At 40.3% G+C, this 21245-nt stretch carries 21 protein-coding genes; 20 read left to right on the top strand and 1 reads right to left on the bottom strand.

Annotation, left to right across the window (positions count from 1 at the left end; all coding sequences use genetic code 11):
- Positions 1–69 precede the first annotated feature (69 nt).
- The 14 genes from kdsB to V6C17_RS05585 all read left to right on the top strand — a co-directional run bounded on the left by kdsB (position 70) and on the right by V6C17_RS05585 (position 14644).
- Positions 70–795: a 3-deoxy-manno-octulosonate cytidylyltransferase gene (kdsB, locus tag V6C17_RS05650; RefSeq protein WP_333521574.1), complete on the top strand. Its 726-nt coding sequence runs from the start codon at positions 70–72 to the stop codon at positions 793–795.
- A gap of 157 nt (positions 796–952) precedes the next feature.
- Positions 953–1777, top strand: coding sequence for a 3-deoxy-8-phosphooctulonate synthase (gene kdsA / locus V6C17_RS05645; protein ID WP_333521573.1), 825 nt, complete (start codon positions 953–955; stop codon positions 1775–1777).
- 167 nt (positions 1778–1944) lie between these two features.
- Positions 1945–2913 (top strand): KpsF/GutQ family sugar-phosphate isomerase, encoded by a 969-nt coding sequence (locus V6C17_RS05640; RefSeq protein ID WP_333521572.1) that lies wholly within the window; start codon positions 1945–1947, stop codon positions 2911–2913.
- On the top strand, positions 2913–3458 hold the full coding sequence (locus tag V6C17_RS05635; protein ID WP_333521571.1) for a KdsC family phosphatase: 546 nt from the start codon (positions 2913–2915) through the stop codon (positions 3456–3458). The genes V6C17_RS05640 and V6C17_RS05635 overlap by 1 nt, the downstream gene beginning before the upstream one ends.
- 158 nt (positions 3459–3616) lie before the next feature.
- Positions 3617–4537, top strand: a complete 921-nt coding sequence (locus V6C17_RS05630; protein ID WP_333521570.1) for a lysophospholipid acyltransferase family protein — start codon at positions 3617–3619, stop codon at positions 4535–4537.
- Between the two features lie 6 nt (positions 4538–4543).
- Positions 4544–5101: an LPS export ABC transporter periplasmic protein LptC gene (lptC, locus tag V6C17_RS05625; protein WP_333521569.1), complete on the top strand. Its 558-nt coding sequence runs from the start codon at positions 4544–4546 to the stop codon at positions 5099–5101.
- The gene (locus tag V6C17_RS05620; protein WP_333521568.1) at positions 5098–5805 is read left to right on the top strand and encodes an LptA/OstA family protein; all 708 of its coding nucleotides are present in this window, start codon (positions 5098–5100) and stop codon (positions 5803–5805) included. Before lptC ends, V6C17_RS05620 begins: the two co-directional genes overlap by 4 nt.
- A 153-nt stretch (positions 5806–5958) precedes the next feature.
- Positions 5959–6678 (top strand): LPS export ABC transporter ATP-binding protein, encoded by a 720-nt coding sequence (gene lptB, locus V6C17_RS05615; RefSeq protein ID WP_333521567.1) that lies wholly within the window; start codon positions 5959–5961, stop codon positions 6676–6678.
- A gap of 157 nt (positions 6679–6835) precedes the next feature.
- Complete coding sequence (locus V6C17_RS05610; protein ID WP_333521566.1) at positions 6836–7924, top strand: LptF/LptG family permease; 1089 nt, start codon at positions 6836–6838, stop codon at positions 7922–7924.
- A gap of 66 nt (positions 7925–7990) precedes the next feature.
- Positions 7991–9241: a DUF3084 domain-containing protein gene (locus V6C17_RS05605; protein WP_333521565.1), complete on the top strand. Its 1251-nt coding sequence runs from the start codon at positions 7991–7993 to the stop codon at positions 9239–9241.
- A gap of 649 nt (positions 9242–9890) precedes the next feature.
- The gene (locus V6C17_RS05600; RefSeq protein WP_333521564.1) at positions 9891–11033 is read left to right on the top strand and encodes an S-layer homology domain-containing protein; all 1143 of its coding nucleotides are present in this window, start codon (positions 9891–9893) and stop codon (positions 11031–11033) included.
- A gap of 395 nt (positions 11034–11428) precedes the next feature.
- Complete coding sequence (locus V6C17_RS05595) at positions 11429–11830, top strand: pre-16S rRNA-processing nuclease YqgF (protein WP_333521563.1); 402 nt, start codon at positions 11429–11431, stop codon at positions 11828–11830.
- A 284-nt stretch (positions 11831–12114) separates the two neighbouring features.
- On the top strand, positions 12115–13452 hold the full coding sequence (locus V6C17_RS05590) for an S-layer homology domain-containing protein (RefSeq protein WP_333521562.1): 1338 nt from the start codon (positions 12115–12117) through the stop codon (positions 13450–13452).
- A gap of 235 nt (positions 13453–13687) precedes the next feature.
- A complete protein-coding gene (locus V6C17_RS05585) occupies positions 13688–14644 on the top strand; it encodes a porin (protein ID WP_333521561.1) in 957 nt (318 codons plus the stop codon).
- Positions 14645–14758: 114 nt separating this feature from the next.
- On the opposite strand, the gene V6C17_RS05580 is transcribed toward V6C17_RS05585, so the two are convergent.
- The gene (locus tag V6C17_RS05580; protein WP_333521560.1) at positions 14759–15190 is read right to left on the bottom strand and encodes a hypothetical protein; all 432 of its coding nucleotides are present in this window, start codon (positions 15188–15190) and stop codon (positions 14759–14761) included.
- A 134-nt stretch (positions 15191–15324) separates the two neighbouring features.
- Between V6C17_RS05580 and V6C17_RS05575 the strand changes: the two genes are divergently transcribed.
- The 6 genes from V6C17_RS05575 to V6C17_RS05550 all read left to right on the top strand — a co-directional run bounded on the left by V6C17_RS05575 (position 15325) and on the right by V6C17_RS05550 (position 21213).
- Positions 15325–16005 carry a hypothetical protein gene (locus V6C17_RS05575; RefSeq protein ID WP_333521559.1) on the top strand — a complete coding sequence of 227 codons (681 nt, stop codon included), beginning with the start codon at positions 15325–15327 and terminating at the stop codon, positions 16003–16005.
- 98 nt (positions 16006–16103) lie between these two features.
- Positions 16104–17021: a hypothetical protein gene (locus V6C17_RS05570; protein ID WP_333521558.1), complete on the top strand. Its 918-nt coding sequence runs from the start codon at positions 16104–16106 to the stop codon at positions 17019–17021.
- 181 nt (positions 17022–17202) lie between these two features.
- The gene (locus V6C17_RS05565; protein ID WP_333521557.1) at positions 17203–18585 is read left to right on the top strand and encodes an LptA/OstA family protein; all 1383 of its coding nucleotides are present in this window, start codon (positions 17203–17205) and stop codon (positions 18583–18585) included.
- 21 nt (positions 18586–18606) lie between these two features.
- Positions 18607–19617, top strand: coding sequence for a bifunctional heptose 7-phosphate kinase/heptose 1-phosphate adenyltransferase (locus V6C17_RS05560; protein WP_333521556.1), 1011 nt, complete (start codon positions 18607–18609; stop codon positions 19615–19617).
- On the top strand, positions 19598–20077 hold the full coding sequence (rfaE2, locus tag V6C17_RS05555; RefSeq protein ID WP_333521555.1) for a D-glycero-beta-D-manno-heptose 1-phosphate adenylyltransferase: 480 nt from the start codon (positions 19598–19600) through the stop codon (positions 20075–20077). Before V6C17_RS05560 ends, rfaE2 begins: the two co-directional genes overlap by 20 nt.
- Before the next feature lie 17 nt (positions 20078–20094).
- Complete coding sequence (locus V6C17_RS05550; protein ID WP_333521554.1) at positions 20095–21213, top strand: polysialyltransferase family glycosyltransferase; 1119 nt, start codon at positions 20095–20097, stop codon at positions 21211–21213.
- Positions 21214–21245 lie beyond the last annotated feature (32 nt).

The following is a 21245-nucleotide window of genomic DNA, read 5'->3' as shown; positions in this document are numbered from 1 at the left end:
AAAGATTACACTTTGTGACCTTCGCGCCTTTGCGGTTAAAAATTCTTCTCATCTCCACAGGAGGTTTTTATGAACATACTTTGTGTAATACCCGCAAGATATTCATCGACTAGGCTGCCGGGAAAGCCGCTAGCTGATATCGCGGGCAAGCCGATGATTCAGCATGTGTACGAGCGGGCTAAGCAGGCTGAACGTCCTACAACTGTTTTAGTTGCTACTGATCATGAACTAGTATATCAAGCAGTAAAGTCTTTCGGCGGCGAAGTTATGATGACTTCAGCCGATCATCCTACAGGAACAGATCGGCTGGCTGAAGTGGCCAACAGCTTTCCTGACGCTGATATTATTATTAATGTGCAAGGCGATGAGCCTCTTATCGAACCAAAAGTAATTGACGACTTAGCCAGTGCTTTTGATGATTCACCTGATTTAGCAATGGCTACACTCATGACCGAAATGGAAGAAATTGAACATAATAATCCAAATGCCGTAAAAGTAATCACTGACTTGAAGGGCTATGCACTATATTTCTCTCGCTCCATAATACCTTATCCTCGTGTAAAGGATGTCGGGATGCCAGTGCACAAACATTTAGGAATCTACGCTTACCGTCGTGATTTTCTTCTAAAATACGCAAAACTAAGCCCTACCCCGTTAGAACGTACTGAATCGCTCGAACAACTCCGCGCCCTCGAACACGGCTATCGTATCAAAGTCATAAAAACAGACTTCAAATCCATCGGCGTCGACACCCCCGAAGACCTCGAACGCGTAAATGAAATGTTGAAAAAATAAACTATTAACAAAAAATTGTACTCAAAGGACGCAAAGTGGCCACAAGTAAAAACATGTGCGATATTATCGCATAGAAAGTAACTCCGTAAACCCTCTGCGCCCTCCGCGTACTCTGCGGTTAAATAACGTCACCCCCAACAATAAGGAGGCATTTTCCATGAATACAGTCAATATTGGTTCAATAACAGTAGGCGGCAAGCAGCCGCTTGTACTATTAGCAGGTCCGTGTGTACTCGAAGGCTATGAGCGGTCAATAAAAATTGGACGTGCGGTTAAAGACATTGCAAATAGATTAGGAATACCTTATGTCTTTAAAGCATCATTTGATAAAGCCAATCGTTCATCTTATGCTTCTTTTCGCGGACCTGGTTTAGAAGAAGGTCTAGCGACTCTGAAGAAAATCAAACAGGATCTTGGTGTACCTGTTGTTAGTGATATTCATGATGTATCACACGTACAGCCGGCAGCTGAAGTGCTGGATATTCTGCAAATACCAGCTTTTCTGTCCCGCCAAACTGATTTAGTTTATCAGGCGGCTCTTACTGGTAAGGTTGTTAATGTTAAAAAAGGCCAATTCCTCGCACCTAATGATATGAAGAATGTAGTAACCAAAATGCGCGAGGCAGGTAATGAAAATATTATGCTAACTGAGCGTGGGGCAAGCTTCGGATATAATAATCTTGTTGTTGATATGCGCGGCCTTGCTATTATGCGTTCTTTCGGCTACCCTGTAGTATTTGATGCTACCCACAGTGTGCAGCTGCCTGGCGGCGCAGGCACTAGCTCAGCTGGTCAACGAGAGTATGTCAGTTACCTGACCAGAGCGGCTGTAGCAGTTGGCATCGATGCTCTATTCATGGAAGTCCACGACAATCCCGCCGAAGCCTTGTGCGACGGCCCCAATATGCTCTACATTGATCAACTAGAAGATCTGCTGAAAGACGTCCTAGCAATCGACAACGTAGTTCGTCGACATAAATAAAAACGGGAACTGGGTTTTTGAACCGCAGAGTACACAGAGTACGCAGAGTATTACGGAGTACAGCGCGATAGTTATCGCGCCTAAATAAAAATTAGTCCTCAGCGTTCCCTCTGCGACCTCCGCGTACTCTGCGGTTAATCGTATCCAAAGTAGAGGAGGTATCTCCAATGATAATTGAACAAGCAAGGCAAGTATTGGCTATAGAGGCTGCGGCGATTGAGAGTTTAATTCCGCGGATAAATGGTCAGTTTACTACAGCCGTTAATATGATATTAGAATGCAAAGGCCGAGTGATTGTTACCGGTATGGGTAAATCAGGTCTTATCGGTAAGAAGATAGCTGCTACTTTAGCAAGTACCGGGACTCCGTCCTTTTTCCTGCACCCTGCTGAAGGAATTCATGGTGACTTAGGAATGGTTACAGCTGATGATATAGTATTAGCTCTTTCAAACAGTGGCGAGACTGGCGAAATTATCAGTATTATTCCTGCCGTTAAGCGTATTGGAGCTCCAATTATCGCGATGTGTGGGCGTGAACAATCTACATTAGTACAAACTGCAGAAGTATTTCTTGATGTGAGCGTATGTCAGGAAGCTTGTCCGCTCGGCTTGGCTCCAACCGCCAGCACAACTGCGGCATTAGCAATGGGTGATGCATTAGCAGTAGCCCTATTATCAGAACGCAAATTTACCCCGGAAGATTTTGCTATATTTCATCCTGGTGGTTCACTGGGCCGTAAGCTATTGCTTACGGTAGAAAAGGTTATGCATAGCGGCGAAGATAATCCTATGGTTACTGCTGATAAGACAGTGAAAGAAGCTTTATTTGTTATGACTGCCAAAGGACTTGGAGCGACTTCGGTGGTGGATGAACAAGGAAGACTCATGGGCATAGTAACAGATGGCGATATTCGACGAGGTTTAGAAAAAGGTCATGGTTTTCTTGATCTGCCAGTCGTTGACCTTATGACCAAGAATCCTCGTACTATTACGCTAGATAAGCTAGCAGCCCAGGCACTAAACCTAATGGAGAAAAATAAACCTCGTCCGATTACAGTATTGCCGGTAGTTGACGGGGACCATCACGCAATTGGCATTATTCACCTTACTGACTTATTACGTCAAGGAGTGGTATAATGGACATTGACACCCGGGCTAATAAAATTAAGCTAATGATTTTCGATGTTGATGGTGTTCTCACTAACGGCCAAATTATATTTGGTCGTGATGGTGAAGCCATGAAGGAATTCAATGCTCAAGATGGCTTAGGAATATCGGTAGCTCATAAAGCCGGATTAAAGACAGCTATTATTACCGGGCGCGAAAGCGACATGGTGAAACTGCGTGGAGCTGAACTCAAAATAACTGATGTATATCAAGGTGCTATGAGTAAGCTTGCTGCCCTGCAAGAACTTATTGCAAAGTACAATTTAAAATTAGATGAAGTATGCTATGTGGGCGATGATCTTATCGATCTCCCAGTAATGATTCAAGTAGGACTAGCCTGCGCAGTAGCAAACGCTGTACCTGAGGTCAAAGCTAACGCTCATTACATTGCAGCCAACGAAGGCGGCCGCGGTGCCGTCCGTGAAATCGTTGAATTAGTCCTAAAAGCCCAAGGTAAATGGGCTGACATTATCGCAGCATACACCCAAGACATAAACATGGAAACTAGACAATAATTGAACCACAGAGTACACAGAGTACGCAGAGGGTTTACGGAGTGAAACGGCGTGATAGTTATCACGCAAAAATAATAAGTCCGAACTCAGCGTTCCCTCTGCGCCCTCCGCGTACTCTGCGGTTAATAGAATCGTCACTTGAGAGAGGAGGATGGTGCGTGCAATATAAAATACTGAAAGTTATTAGCTTCATTGTTTGCCTAATGCCTTATGGCATGGTATTAGCATTAGGTAAAGTGGTTGGTAAGCTTTACTATTATGCTGCCGGTCGTCAGCGAAAGCGTGCTATAGTACAAATGCAGGAGAGCTTAGGCATTTCCACTAAGCAGGCTGAGAATTTAGCAGTGGGTCTATTTAATAATCTAGGGCAGACTTTTTTAGAAGTAATGTATATGCCTGCACTTACTCCTGAAAAAATTAGACGCTATGTAGAAGTAGAAAATATGCACTATTTAGACGAGGCATTAGCTGAAGGCAGAGGCGTCGTAATGCTTACTGCTCATATTGGCAATTGGGAATGGCTTGGAGCAACTTTAGCCATGGCAAAATTGCCAATAACGACAGTCATTAAGCGTCAGCCTAATGACCAGCATACTCAGATTCTCAATGAATATCGTGAAATGGTAGGTATAGAAGTTTTTGCCCGTGGAACCACAGAACTGGTAGCTGCGGCAAAAGCCCTAAAACAAGGAAAGATTCTGGCCTTTCTAGCAGATCAAGACGGCGGAAAAGCTGGCATGTTTATAGAATTTCTGGGCAAGATGGCTGCAACGCCATTAGGGCCGTCAGTTTTTGCAAAACGTTTTAAGTCTCCAATAGTACCAACGTTTATTGTTAGAAATCCATCCGGCGGACATAAAGTTCTAATTCGTAAGCCGCTGTATTACGAAAACACAGGTGATGAAAACAAAGATCTATATACTATAACCGAAAAAACTACCAAGGTTATAGAAGACATTGTAAAAGAATATCCAGACCAATGGCTATGGTTTCAAAAGCGTTGGAATACAAAATATGAAGAAGCTGATATAAATGCCAATGTTCAGCAAACAGCTGCAACTGAACAGAGAGGACAGTGAGCCTGAATGAATAAAAAATCATATGCGCTTATTGCCTGTATTGTTTTAGTGCTGGCATTTGGAGTATATTACTTGTTTAGAGATGAGAGCCCCAAAGAGCTTCAACAACAGCAAGTAAAGAATGAACAAACGGTGAATATGACCTATTCAGGCAATTCTATTATCGAAGAACAAGATGGTAAGCGGTTGTGGGAACTGAGTGCCGAAACAATTGAAGTGGACCCCAAAAGCAAACAAGCCATTATAAAGAATTTAAGAGGCGTTTTTTATCAGGATAATGGCGGTAAAATGGAAATAAATGCAGCCCAAGCCGTTTTAGATACCAAGACAAGAGATATTATCATGAATGGACAGGTTAAAGCTGTCTCAGCTGATGGGGCAACCTTTACGGCACCTACAGCCCGCTGGGCTGGCAATGACCGCCGTTTTTACGGATCAGGCGGCATAACTATGACTAGAGATGACACTGTTATCATAGGTGATCGCATCGAGAGCGATGCTAATATGCAGAAAATAAAAGTAGAGGGTAATGCCCGTATCCGCAAAGGAGGTCCTGCCAATTGAAGCTTAGCAGAATATTATTAGTATTAGCTCTGACTTTAGGCATGGCTACGCAAATCTATGCCGCTCAGACTAAGCCTGTCGAATTAGCGGCAGATGTCATTGAGTATGATTCAACTACTGGAATTATGACAGGCCAAGGAACTATAAAACTTACTCAAGGCAATGCAGTGGTAACCGGCTCAAATGTAAACTATAATACTAAGACTCAGGAAGCCGTTATAACAGGCGGAGTAAAATTGGTTCAGGATAACGCTGTAATGACAGCAGAAGAACTACGTTCCTATGACAACAATCATATAATCGCTAGCGGTGATGTTGAGCTTGTTAAGGGTGATAACACTTTAACAGGTCCGCAAATTGATTATTATGCCGATAAATCCTATGCTGTTATAAATAATAACGCTCGTCTAAAGATGCCTGATGGCATCATGACCGCGAATAAGATCGAAGCCTATATGAGTGATAATCAGATTGTTGGAACAGGTAATGTGCATATTGTAAGTCAAACAAGACAGCTAGACGCAACGGCTGATCAAGCATCGTACTACGGTGCTAAAGGCGAACAAGGCAGGGTAGTCCTTACTGGCAACGCAAAAGCTGTTCAGGAAGGCAACGTGCTCCAGGGTAATAAATTAACAATATACCTTGACGATAATGCCGTAAACGCCCAAGGACGCACCAAGCTAGTAATTCAGCCACAGTAACCAACGATGTATTTAACCGCAAAGACGCAAAAGCGCTAAAAAACGAAAAAATAAATATCCCGCGATAATTATCGCGTGCAAAACCCTTTGCGGTCTTCGCGCCTTTGTGGTTAGTCCTAGTCATTCCTTAAACCTTGAAATGAGGAATAAACAATGTTTATTGAAACACACAATCTTATAAAAACATACAAAGGCCGCAATGTGGTCAATGGAGTTAGTCTAAGGGTCGATAAAGGACAAGTAGTAGGGCTATTAGGACCGAATGGGGCTGGCAAAACTACTACTTTCTATATGATAGTAGGGCTTGAAAAACCAAATTCCGGGCAAGTGTTAATCGGCGGAGAGGATGTTACTCAAATGCCGATGTACCAACGATCAAGATTTGGTTTAGGTTATCTGCCCCAGGAAGCATCAGTTTTCCGCAAACTGACTGTAGAAGATAATCTTATGGCAATACTTGAAACAACAAAACTTACTCCTGCTGAACGCAAAGACAAGGCTGAAAGTCTTCTGGAGGAATTCAATATCACGCATGTCCGTCAGCGTAAGGGGTCAGAACTGTCAGGCGGCGAAAGACGCCGGGTCGAAATAGCCCGCTGTCTTGCCACAGATCCATACTTCATTTTGTTGGACGAACCTTTTGCCGGAGTAGATCCAATAGCAGTATCTGACATCCAGTCAGTTATCGGCTATCTCAGCGACCGAGGTATCGGTGTACTCATCACTGACCACAACGTCCGGGAAACTCTGAGTATAGTAGACCGAGCCTATATACTAAGCGAAGGCAAAATCCTAATAGAAGGCGACAGTGAAACCATTGCCTCCAGCGAAATCGCCCGTAAATTCTACCTTGGCGAGAATTTTAGTTTGTAACGACTAACCGCAAAGACGCGAAAGCGCAAAGGAGATTTAATATATAAATATAAGCGCGATAATTATTGCGTCGTAACTCACTTTATGTCCATTGCGCCTTCGCGGTTAAAATATCATCCCCACGTAAACCCACGCACCCTTTATAGAGGAGAAAAAAATGCGTATATTAGATAAATATATAGTAAAAGAATTATTAGGGCCTTTTATATTTGGTATCTGCGCTTTTTCAAGCGTTTTTATCGGAACAAATACTCTATTTAAAATTGCTCAATATGTTACAAAATATGGTGCCCCAGTAACTTCGGTTGTTAAATTGTTTTTTTATAGCCTGCCTAACATTATTGTACTCACTTTCCCAATGTCAATGCTTCTTGCATCACTGTTGGCTTTTGGCAGATTATCTGGTTCAAGTGAGATAACTGCGATGAGGTCAGGCGGTATTAGTTTTTCTCGGTTGGCTATGCCAGTATTCATTGTTGCTTTTTTCGTCAGTATTTTTGCGGTAGCATTTAATGAAGTCGTAGTTCCTAAAGCTAATGCTGGGTACAATTATGTAGTTAAAAATGAAATTGAACGTAATACTGCTCCCAAATCACAGGAGCATATCATCATAAAAGATGTTAAGAATGGTAATCTAGAACGTCTCACTTATGCTCGTAAGTATGAGGAAAGTACAAATACGATGCACGCCGTATCCATTCAAGAATATGAAAATGGCAATATTGTGCGAGTTGAGCACGCTGAAAAAGCTGAATGGAATAAAGATCATTGGGTAATGTACCACGGTACAATTCATGATTTATCTGCCGAAGGAAATCTCAAGCGGACAATGAAATTTGAGCAGCAGATAATGCCAATAGATAAGACGCCAACGACGATTACTCGTGAGCAAAAACAAGCCTCCGAAATGACTATAAAAGAACTTAAGCAGCATATCAAAGTGCTTAAGAGTGAATATGTAAAAAGTACAACTTACGAAGTTGAACTGCAGCAGCGTGTATCAATTCCTATGGCTAGTTTTGTATTCGCCCTAATAGGAACACCGTTAGGTCTGCAGCCGCAGAGGTCAAGCTCATCTATCGGGCTGGGACTAAGCATAATAATTATCTTTATATACTACACCATAATGACGCTTACTACAGCACTCGGCCAAGGCGGTGCGCTGCCAGTATACGTGGCTGCCTGGATACCAAACACCGTCGGCATCCTCGCAGGCATCTATCTCATCCGCAAAGCCTCCCGTTAACTTAACCCTTTGCGACTTTCGCGCCTTAGCGGTTCGAACGAAATTTCCAGTAGAGGAGGGTGTACTGTGTATGGAATAGTACTAATTGCTGTACTCACTATAATGGGCGGAGCAATCGCCTATATTGGCGATAAACTCGGCACAAAAGTAGGTAAACGAAAACTATCAATGTTTGGATTGCGCCCTAAGCATACATCAATAATAGTAACCATCATCACCGGTATACTAATCACGTCCTCTACACTGGGGATACTTGCATTAGCTTCCCGTGATGTGCGTACAGCACTTTTTGGTATGGATGCACTAAAAGCTCAGCTGTCAAATTTATCAAATGAAGTCTTGGCTAAAAGCACAGAGCTTGAAGTCAGTCGGGCGGCACTAGATGCTAAAACCGCTGAATATGCTGCCTTAAATATTAAAATCAAAGATACAGCCGCTAAACTGGCTTCGATAACGTCTGAACTGGCGGTAGTTACAAGCGAAAGAGACCGCGCAGCCTCAGCTTTACAGCAGGTCCAGACAGACTATACCTTAGCACGTGGTGATTTAGAAAAATCACGGTTGCAAATTACTCAGCTTCAAGCAACAAAAAAGGAACTTGATATTCGGGTTGCTGCTCTTAATGAATCCAAAATATCTTTAGAGAGCGACGTAAATCGCTTGAATGAACTAACCGCGAAGCTTAATAAAGGCATTCAAGTTGTCCGGGAAGGTGACATTCTTTACCGAGCTGGTGAGATTTTATCTACTTCGGTAATCCATAGTAGTGAATCGAAAAGTGATATTAAGAGCTCACTCACAGGTACTATTCTAAAAACTAACTTTGAAATCTTAGATAAATTGGGTATTGATGACAAAAAAGCTGAAGCCCTCTGGATTGCTCAAGCTGACTACGATCAAGCTATAGAATTGCTGGCAAACTCTAAGCAAGATGTTATTGTCCGCATTTCATCCGCAGGGAATATTGTTTACGGTGAGCCAGTAATTGGACGTATCGAGCTTTTCGAAAACCATTTAGTATACGCCCATGACGAGGTAGTGCATACTGAAGTTATGAATGCAGGCAGAACGGCTCACGAAGCTGAAGAAGCGGTTCTGGCATTTTTACAGAAGGTAAATACCGAAGCCATAAAGAAGGGGATTTTGCCTGATCCTATTCAAGGTACTGTCGGAGTTATGAGTGGGGCGCAACTATATGACACTATAAATAAGGTTAATAGGTATTACGGAAAAGTGCAGCTTACAGCTACTGCTCAGATTGACACTTATGCCGTAGGGCCGCTTAAGATTGATATTCAAGTAAAGAGTGCACAATAGATTATGGTATAAAATACAAAAAGGAGAATCCTGTGTAAAAGCAGGATTCTCTTAATTTATGTAGAAATATAGGTATATCAGAAAAACGTTATGTTAAATGCATAATTTTTTTGAATATACATGACCGAATAGTCAATATAATAAAGGAAAGGCTATTGGTAAAAACTACAAGCTAAATACAGCAGGAATTATAAAAGAAACGTAGAATTATGTATAGTATCAAAAGAATAAAAAATGCAAACGCATAAATTTTTTTGACAAGACATGACTGACTGGTCATTCTGGCAATCTAAAATGGATTGCTGGAAAAAAGTACAAATGCGGCTCAAGCAGGATTATCTAAAGGAACGTAGAATTATGTAAATATCAAATATTTTTTTGATATGACGTGACTGAATGGTCAAGGCTTGAGTAGCATGAGATGTGGTAAAAATTACACCATAACATACAGCAGGATAATTAAAGGTCATGTCGAATTATGTTAACTACAACCTGCAAAAAAGCCGCAGGGGCATGAGTGGTGAAATGCAATAAAGAAGAAGTAATGAGGAAACGTGGAAACTCATAACGGCTCTTCTTGAAAAGCATTAGCCCCTATTGCCGGTGGCAACACCAGCTAAAAAAATAAACTTTAGGGGGATCTTTTCAAATGAAAAAAAGATTTTTAAAAGTTGCTGTAACTACTGCTCTAACTGTTGCTTTCGCTGTACCTGCATTCGCAGCTGCTGCAAATCCTTTCTCTGATGTACCTGCAAAACACTGGGCATATGATGCAGTAAACAAACTTGCTCAATCTGGTATCGTTGACGGTTATAACGATGGCACTTTCAAAGGTGACAAAACTATGACTCGTTACGAAATGGCTCAAATCGTAGCTAAAGCTATGAACAAATCCTTAAATGCTGATCAACAAGCAGCTGTTGACCAACTTTCCAAAGAATTCTCAACTGAACTTAACAATCTTGGTGTTAAAGTAGAAGGCCTTCAAAACAAAGTTGACAACATGGTTAAAATCTCCGGTGATGCTCGCGTTCGTGTATTCGGTTCTGACAATCAAGGTTCAGACAATGACTTCCGCGCTCGTGTAGGCTTCGAAGGCAAAATCAACAATGACATGAAATTCAATGCACGCCTTACTACTGGCAACATGAACTACAAAGGCGGAAACTCTGACGCTGCTATCGACACTGCTAACGTAACTTTCAATGCACTTGGTACAACTAGCACAATCGGTCGTCAAGATGTAAAACTTGCTGGTGGTTACCTGTTCGATACACAAATGAACGCTTTCGCGACTGATATCAATGGTCTTAAATTAGTTGCTGGTAACAGAAACGTAACTGCTGGTTCTGAGCGTATCTATGCTGCTGAATATGGTTTCAATGCTCTTGGCGGTAAAGTAGTTGCTGACTACTACAAAAACGATACTCAAGATCAAGAAATTTATGGTTTAAGCACTGCATTCAAATTATCTAACAGTGTAGAAGCTAAAGCTGCTTACTATGATAATAACGATGCTGATGCAACTGCAGTTTCTTATGGAGTGAAATTCACTAAAGCTGGTCTGACTGCAACTCACTATGATGTAGATGCAGCTGCATTCACAGGCTTCGGTTCACTTAGCAATGATGTAACAGCAATCGGTACTAACGGCTTCAAAGGTATGGAATACCAATATGATAAATCTTTCAACAAAAACGCAGCTCTTAACGTAAAATACCAAGATTTCAAAGACCAAGCTGGCACTGAAATCGGAGCTCGCACTCAAGCAACTGTAAACGTAAAATTCTAATATAAGATTCAAAAAAGAAACCTGTCGGGTAATCCGGCAGGTTTCTTTTACATTGTATCGTTGATAATGTTGGATAAAATCTCAGCTAAAACTGAGAAAAATTGAATTATACTTAAGTAGTAAGAAATTTTTCGCCCGTTGGCGGCCATTCTGAAAAAAAGACGTTCCGCAGGATGAAAAGTCAGCAGCTTACGTTAAAAAATCCGTTTGTCTGAGCGAAGCGAGTTTTACGGATTTTAGTAAGGTGCTGACTTTTCAAGTCTTTTGCAAGACTGGCCTAGACTTACTTTAACTTTACTTTTGTGGCAATGACAAAAGTAACACATACTCGTACTAAAAATGAAGGAATAATTACCCAAAAAAAGAATATACTAACTAAGCATGGAGGTTGTACAGTGGAAGAAATTGTTATAGGTATAGACCCAGGACGTGAGAAGTGCGGGATAGCGGTAGTACATAGAAAGAATGGCGTACTGTATAAAAATATTGTTGATACAGCTAAGCTTGTTGAGACTGTTGATGAATGTACGAAAAAATACAAAATTGCTACTGCCGTACTAGGCGCAGGTACTTCCAGTAAGAATGCAGTTGAGAGCATACGGGCTGGCTGCAACAACTTACAGCTTGTACTTATTAACGAATATCGAACAACCGATGCAGCTAGAGTACGTTATTGGCAGGAGAACCCTCCACGTGGAATAAAGCGACTTATTCCTACTTCAATGATGGTGCCGCCAGCATCGGTAGACGACTATGCAGCAGTAATAATTGCCGAAAAGTACTTATTTGCTGAATGAAATTGAATTTAGTTTAAACAAAAAAGCACCTATTTTTGATAATAATTAATTTTTCTGAAAATAATTTACAGAAACATAACAATATCCTGCAGGAATTTAATTCATATTGAAGAATATATTACCATGGAAAGTGAAATCATACTGATGAGAACTTCTAAACTTTCTCACAGAATGATAGATTGGCAAAAACCTAAGATAGGGAAAGTTGAGGGAACATGGATACTCAATCATTGCCTTCTTGGGACTAGCCAACAAAAAAATTAAAACCTAAGGGGGAAATTCTAATGAAAAAAAGATTAGCTGCTATGATCACAACAGCATTGGTAGTTGGTGTTGCTAGCACAACTTTCGCTGCTGCAAATCCTTTCGTGGATGTACCTGCAAAACACTGGGCTTATGACGCTGTTACTAAATTAGCTCAAGCTGGTATCGTTGATGGTTACAATGACGGAACTTTCCGCGGCGACAAAACTATCACTCGTTACGAGATGGCTCAAATCGTAGCAAAAGCTATGGTTAAATCCGACAAAGCTGATGCTGCTCAAAAAGCTGCTCTTGACAAGCTTGCTGTTGAATTCTCCGCTGAACTTAACAACCTTGGCGTTCGCGTAGCTAAATTAGAAGCTAGCCAATCCAACATTAAATTCACTGGCGATGCTCGTGTACGCTGGGTACAGCTTGATAGAGCTGCTGGCGGCGGACTTCCTGCAGAACCAGCCGATAACGACTTCACTTATCGTTTAATCCTTGGCTTAAGCGCTAATGTTAACGATAACACTAGCTTCACTGGTAAAATCATGACTAACGGCCATCGTCCACTTGGTGATGATGATACTACTGCTACTGATCAGACAGGTGGCAATGAAATGAAAATTGCTGAAATGGCGTTAACAACTAAGAATGTTCTTAACACTGGTGCGGCAGTTACTGTTGGTCGTTATAGCCAAAAAATCGGTGCTACTGGTTATTTCCTAGCTACAACTGGTATGGTTGACGGAGTTAAAGCATCATTCGGCAATAAAGTAAAAACAACTGTTGGTTATGCTAACTTCAAAAATGCAATTGCAGGCGTTACTACTACTGACTACCAAATCGAAGATGCTGCTTTCGTAACTGCTGACTACAATCTCAGCAAAGCAACTGCATTAAATGCTTCCTATGTCCAAGAACAAAACGGTGACATAAGCGATTATAAAGTTTACGACCTTGGATTCACGACTAAATTTGCACCAGGCTGGGTATTAACTGGCGAATATTTGAAAAACGTTGCAGATGTACCAGCTACTAGATTACCAGCAGCAACTTTTGCTCCTGTAGAAGATCCATATGGTTATGTTGTTAAGTTAGGCTATAAAGGTGCTAACTTCGCTAAGAAAGACACTTGGGGTGCATCAGTTGAATACTTCAAGTTTGAAAATGGTGTATTAACAGCTGGTGGAGACTATGCGGCTGCTGGTATTGCTAACCAAGCAAACAACAGAGAAGGATATGCTCTAACTGGTAACTACACACTAGCTAAAAACATGGTTATTACTGGCGTACAAACATTCGGAAGCAAGTTAGTTCACACTGGAGCTGACAGATCAGAATATAGCCGCGTTCAAGTTGATTACAAATTCTAATTCTGTGTAAAAAAAAAGAGCTCACGTCTTTGGCGTGAGCTCTTTTAAAAAAGTAACAGATTACAAATATTTAGCAGGAATTTTCCAATGAGTAGAGAATTAACAATATTACAATCTTTTGGTAAACCCTTGGTACCCAGAGTGTGCAATCAGTAAGGAAACGTGGACACTTATTGAAAAGCCCCCCTGGTTCCCAAGTTTGTTTATACATAAAAAAACTAAGGGGGATTTTAAAATGAAAAAAAGACTTATCGCTGCAGCTGTTGCTGCAACAGTTACTCTTTCCATGGGCGTAGCTATGGCTTCTCCAATCCAATTCGACGGTGACATTACTACTCAATACCGTTGGAGTGAAGATAGCAAAGCTTTGAACCTTAAAAGTGAAGGTAACATCACTACTTTCAAATTAAATGCAACTGCAGCACTTAACGAAAAAACTGATTTCTATGCTCGCCTTGCAGGTCAAGTTCTGACTGCAGATGAAGTTGGTGCAGATTTCCGTACCGATTTATACGGATCAAGCATACTTTCACTTGATCGTTTTGGATTTGTTCTAAAAGGTGATAACGCTACTTATAAAATTGGACGTCAAGGCGCTAACGTTGGTGCAACTGCTCTTCTTTACAGCACAGAAGGCAAAATCGGTAACTACTCTGGTACTATTGATGGTGTTACTGCAAACGTTAAATCAGGCGTTACTGATATTAATGTATTAGCAGGTAAAGTTAGCACTCATGATACCGATGGCATTGATGCTAAGCTATATTCATTACATGCAGGTTACCAACCAACTAAGAATTTAACTGTTGGTGCAACTTTCGCAAAAGCTGATTATGATGTTGTTTCCACAAACCATTGGGCGGTAGACGCTTCATATCAATTAGGCAAAGCTAATGTATTCGGCGAATACACTAAGTCTGATGTAGATCTTGAAAATGCAGCTTTCGCAGTTGGAACAAGCTATGCTTTCGACAATAAAAACTCCTTAGCTGTAATTTACAGCAAAGTTGAAGCATTCGGTGATATTGCTGCAATGACTGATTTCGATCCACAAGGCAAAGGTATCTACTACAGCTACAACCACAAAATCTCCAATGATACAAACCTTAACATATTCTACAAAGATATGGAAGGCGTATACACTGGAGATAAATACAACTCCTTCCGTACAACAGTTAATTACAAATTCTAAGAATATTAGAATTGGAAACAGGCTTCCTTTGGGAAGCCTGTTTTATTTGGAATATAAAACTTTATCTAATAAAAAATAAGAGCAGTCTAAAATGCTAGGCTGCTCTTTATGTATTTAAATCTTAACATCAATTATCGCCGAAACACCTACACCTTGCACCCTGGAGAAATTTATAGGGTTCTTGCTATCGATAGGTATCAAAGCCTTTACCCTAAAACGGTTGCCGCTAAAATCATCTTCTAACTGTATAACAGCTTCAGTTCTATCAACCAATGACCGTTCTCCGATAACCTGAGCGGCACCGATATGGCTGCCGTTACCAAAAGATAGTATGGGTACAACCTTTGTTGCATAATCATGGCTACCGCCGTGCTTAAAAGTAAGGGTGTTGATAAAATCATTTAGAGGCTTGGCAAACTTATCAACTAGAAATCCTATGCCTCCTACCTTTAAGATATCTTTTAGGCTTATCGCCTGGGTAGCAGGAACTGCAGTAATAGTGATTAAGCAAACCAGTAGCATGCTAATAATTAAGCGATTTTTCATTGAAATCTCCCTTCTATGTAGTATAATGGGGTTATTGTTTTGAGTATACTATAAATTGACTGCATAGTCCAATAATAAATTAATTTTCCATAACAAGCAGGTACTACTAATTATCTACTCGAGGTGTTTATCTAGTGAAAAATCCGCGATTTCTAAAAGTCTTTACTCCTGTTACCGTGATGTGTCTTTTTTTTCTGTTAGCTATTATTCCTGCAGGTTTACTTTTGCCGCCAGAATGGGGGCGAGAGAATGGGCCGATAGAAAACGCGCAGGTCCTTATAATAATTCTAACATGTATAGCAGCGGTCACAGCATCTAGATGCGATGTGGGTTCAACTGCAACAAAGCAGCTTATGGGATATTCCGTTCCAATCTTAATCATTATCGCATTACGAGAATTAAGCTGGGGTAGAGTGTTTTATCCTAACGGAACCGATGGTTTTCTTCCACTTAAAGCTCTTTGGTACGGTAAGTATGTATATCCAATTATCGGAATTACGTTACTTTTCATCTTAGCAATAATGGTATTTAAAAGACTTTATAAGGAAATAGTTCATTGGGCTAAAAATGGTAGATTTCCAATAGTTGAAGTAGTGATTTTGGTAGTATCACTTATTGCAGCAGATTTTGCTGAACATCGCAGTCACAGTATCTTAGGGAATCGGCAAACTTTATTCGAAGAGCTATTTGAGCTTACCATGTATTTTTCTCTATTGAGTTTATATGTTAACTTGGGCTTTAATAAAGTATTTCAGCCCAATCACAGGGATAATGTACCTAATGGTGAACAAGCATCTAATATCAGGTTGCTATAGATCCATAAAGCTAATTGGCAAATCCTGCTCTAATCCGGCAGGATTTTTATTTAACTCTCCCGAAAACTACTATAAAGAAGTTACATAAGGGGGATAATATGTCTAGAAGAGTTTTAATCTGTTCTTTACTTATAGTATTTTTTATTACATCATTGGTATCAGCCCAAAGTTTACAAGAAATGACAGTGTTAGAAAAAACAGCAGCATCTGAAAAAATTATCTATGGAACTGAGCAGACCGGTTCACTTATTGAACGGACTATTAAGATTGAAAGAGATATTTTTGGTGATGAAACTAGAGACGCTTTAACCGCTAAATTAGACAGAATCTATCTCTATTTAACGGATAATTCTATGTCATCCCCATCTCTTCAAGCTAAGCTAAATGCGGTAGAATGGACGCTTACTCATAACGTTACAAATCAGCCATCTAAAGCGAAAATTGAAGCGATAGAGATGACGCTTTTCGGGAAATCTTCTATAGGAACATTTGATAATAGGGTCGAAAAATTCACCAAGATAGCCTATCCTAATGGTCAATTTAATGTTGCAAATACAACAATATATAAGGATACTCTTATCAAAATAAAACTGACTTCAGAATTAGATAGCCGAAAGACTCGTAAAGGTGATATCGTTACTTATCAGGCAGTAGAGGATGTTTACTCTGCTGGATTACTGGTAATTCCTAAAGGAATGCAAGGAACTGGTACAGTAACTAAAGTACAGCAAGCAAGAAACTTTGGACGAGATGCCGTGTTAGAAGTGAGTTTTGATGATATCACTGCTTTTGATAATAGTATAGTGCAAACTGAAATGGGTGATAAGGCGAAAGAAGAAACTAAATCACTTGCAAAGGCTGCGGGTGCTTCAGTAGCGGGGATGGCATTATTGGGCCCTATAGGTGTCGTCGGAGGCGCTTTTGTCCATGGTTCGGATATTACTATACCAGCAGGAACAGAAATGTATATTCAGGTAAAGTCCGATACAGCCGTGTACGGACTACAGGTAAAATAGATCTATAATACTGGAGAAAGCTGCCAATAGGTGGCTTTTTCTACATTTTCCCGTGTTGGATTGGGGAGGAAATGCGGTATAATTGTAGAATACAAACATCTTAGTGAATAAGAAGGCCAATCTGGAAACACTATAAATAATACACCCCTTAGAGGGAATCGCTAAGCATTAAGGAGTAAATATGAAAAATGCAAAGAAGTCTCTTCTAGGTTTGTTGGCCCTGATTACTGTATTTGGAACTGCTTTGCCTAGTCAGGCGGCTGAAATAAAAAATCAAAAAACTGCCACAGCTAATGCCCCTATCGTGTTTGAAGGTGATGATTTATCATTTAACGAAATGACAGGAGAAGTATTTGCTAAAGGAAATGTCACAATACTCAAAGGTCAGACATCGATTACTGCTGATGAGTTACGTGGAAATACTAAGGCAAGCCTAGTTTGGGTTGATGGTGCAGCTAACTTGAAGCAGCCTGATTTGAATATAGTCGGATCAGGAGTGGAATATAACTACAAAGACCGTACTGGCACGATGTCAAAGGCTACTGGTAAACTTGAAAAGGAATATATTGCAGCTGAGGACTTAACCTTGAGACCTGATCAAGTGGTGCTCCATAATGGTATGATTACCATGTGCCCAGCTAAAGTACCTGATTATCGCGTTACTGCCGACAAAATAGAATTATGGCCGGGCGATAAGTTAATCGCCCACAATGCTAAATTTTGGATCAAAGATAAAGTGATTTTTTCTATGCCAAAATATCAAAAATCGTTAATAGAAACTACTAAGACCGTTGTGCCTAGAATTGGTTACGATTCTGATAATGGATTTATGATTGCCCAATATCTGGAGGTTCCCGTTATCGGTAACCTTGCAGTATATGGAGATCTCGCTTACTATACAAAAAGCGATTTCAAGCCAAAAGCTGGTTTGATCAATCGCGATAAAAACTATACAGCAAGCTTAAAGTGGGATAATGAACAGAATGAAGATAATGTGTGGGTTAAAAAGGATCAAGAATTTGAGCTTAAGCTAAATCCTCAACGAATAGGTAACTCTAGATTGACAGCGAATTTATTGTTTAGCAGTGGTAAATGGACTGAGGATAATATTTCAGGTTGGCGACAGGAATTTGACTTGTATTTTAAACATGAACCTATCAAGCTAAGTGATAACTTTACACTCAAGTTTGGGACAGGTTTTCAACAGGTAAAATACGGCTATAATGACTCGACTAATAATATCTGGAAGTATGATTTTAGTTTACATGCAAAACCTAATGCTAGACTAGAAGCTTGGACTGGTTATAGTTATAAAAATCAATCGGGTGCATCAGTATATAAATATGATGAAATCGATATACCGCGTGAATTAACCGCAGGTGTTATGTACAGGGTAGATAAGATGAATGGCCTCGGTCTAGAGATGAGTTATGATCTTGATAAAGATGAAGTACATGATATGGATTATACTTGGCGCCGCAATATGCATTGTTTTGAAACTGATATTACCTATCGTGCCAAACGAGAGCAGTGGACAATGAAAGTATCCGCCATTGAATGGTAATATTTAAAAGGAGTCTTTGGCTTGTATAACACTTATATAGAGTTAATTAACCAATTATCTAAGCAAAAAGTAATGGTTATTGGTGATATGGTTGCAGACGTTTATCTCGAGGGAAAAATATCACGAATTTCCCGTGAGGCGCCTGTTTTGATTCTCGAACATGAGAATCAAACAGTTGTGCCTGGTGGAGCAGCTAATGCCGTTCATAATACCGCGACATTGGGCGGTGAAGTTTTTGCCGTTGGCGTGGTAGGGAATGACTCCGCAGGCTATGAGTTGATCAGGGTGTTAGAAAGTAAGTCAGCTAAGACTGAAGGACTAATTATTGACGATGGCCGCCCGACTATTACTAAAACGCGAGTTATGGCTGGCGGACAAGCTACAGTGAGGCAGCAGGTAGTGAGAGTTGATAGAGAGAGCAAACAAGACCTCGAACCTGCTGTAGAACAAAAAGTATTAGCCTATATTGAAGATAAAATATCAAGTATGTCGGCGGTAGTAATCAGTGATTATGGCAGTAAGTCTGTAACTTCTGAAATTGTTTCGTATGTTATTACTCGCTGCCAACAGTTAAACAAACATTGTATTGTTGATTCACGTTACAATGTTATGGGTTATCGAGGTGTGACGATTGTAAAGCAAAATGAATCTGAGGCGGCTGCGGCTTTAGGTTGTAAAACTCTGGACCGGGCTCAGCTGCTTACGGCCGGTCATACTATATTAGAACGCCTTGAAGCGGAAGCTGTTCTAATCACACAGGGACCTGACGGTATGACTCTATTCGAACGCAACGGGAAGTATACCCATATCCCGGTTACCAATAAAAGTGAAGTCTATGATGTAACTGGAGCCGGTGATACAGTAGTTGCAACAATGGCTCTGGCAATATCAACTGGAGTATCATATTTGGAGGCTGCATGTTTAGCAAATTATGCGGCAGGTGTCGTAGTACGCAAACCCGGTACTGCAACCACAAATCCTGCAGAGCTTAAGGCAGCTATAGGAGTATACTATGAAAATCGTCAATCGTGAACAGCTAACAGCAATAGTTGAAGATATTAAAGCCGCTGGTAAAACCGTCGTTTTTACCAACGGCTGTTTTGATATTTTACATGTTGGTCATGTAAGATACCTGCAGGCGGCTCGCGAGCTTGGTGACTGTTTGGTTATAGGATTAAACAGTGACAGCTCCGTGCGCGGGTTAAAAGGACCAACACGGCCGATTAATAATCAGGCAGACCGTGCGGAAGTTCTTGCTGCGCTTGCTTCAGTTGATTATATTATTGTTTTTGATGAGCCCACAGCTAAAAATCTGATAGCTAATTTTAGACCCCAGATTTATGTTAAAGGTGGAGACTATAAAGTCGAAGCTATTCCAGAGGCTGAAATTGTTAGCAATTATGGTGGTCAAACTATGCTGGTGCCTGAAGTGCAAGGGCGTTCATCAACAGCTATTATTACTAAAATAATAAAAGATAAAAGCAATGAGTGAGGATATGGTGGAGGACGATGAAAAATCTTTTTATAGTTAATACACCCTTGCAGATGCTTACAGCATATATAATTGCTAATACATACACTTGCAATGAAAACAACTACTTGTTTTTGCAAAATCCCAAAGGATATAAAGAGTGGGCTAACAGTAAGTGCTTAGCTATGATTTCTAGCGATGATCACACTTGGCAAGATATTATTATATTGACTAGTGAACAGGTTCGTAATCAGTATAAGGAAGATGGCATAAGGAGTCTTCTGAATAACTTTAAGAGCATAATCAATAAAAATGGTAAGATCGATCAAGTCTATTTAGGGAACGATAAACCTATTGCGAGCCAATTAGCAGTAGAAATATCAGGCAATGTCTCATTTATCCGATTTGACGAAGGAATAGGTTCATATATCACCAAAAAAAGAAAATGGCAAAGCAAAGCAGCAGAGTGGGTGACAATAAAAGTTCTTCGCATGTTAGCAGGACTGTGCTCAGATATGGAGTACAATCTAGGAAGTATTGGTCAAGGAAAAGCAGGTACTGCAGACTATCTATACAAACCTCAACTGCTTACACGTTATTCTCCAGATGCTAAAGAAATAGGCCGTGAAGCAATTAAGACTGCTATGAGCAAAATAACTGGACAACTTCAACTGACGGAAGTACTAGATTCTGAGAAGTGTTTATTATTTTTGGCTAGTCCGCTTGTTGAGAGAAAGAGAATATCACTAGAAAATGAACTAGCTTATCTCGAAAAATTACGTACTATCACTCTAAAGTCTGGGCTTAAAATGGTCTATAAGACACACCATGGTGAAGATGATAAAAAAATTAACTATTACCGTGAGAATTTAGCAGGGGTTGATTTTTTTCATTCTGTCGAGCCAATTGAAGTAATATTCCACGCGTTAGATAAACTTAAATATGTTGTTAGCTACATGTCATCAGGGATAATATACTCTGACGTATTCGCACAGCATAGTATTACACCTATTAGTACATATAAACTATGGAAAATGGATAATCAAACAGTTGCTAATGATTTTTACACGCAGTTAGAACTACTGATGCTTAAGGGTGGGGTTTTGATACCTGAAACTGAGCAGCAATTAGAAGAGATTATTTTATCGAACTTATAATAAAAGGTGAAATACCCAATCATATCTGCAAG

The sequence above is a fragment of the Dendrosporobacter sp. 1207_IL3150 genome, from assembly GCF_036763085.1.
Taxonomy (GTDB): domain Bacteria; phylum Bacillota; class Negativicutes; order DSM-1736; family Dendrosporobacteraceae; genus JBAIYU01.
Note: the sequence above shows the minus strand (reverse complement) of the source record. Positions and strands in the feature narration are given on the sequence as shown.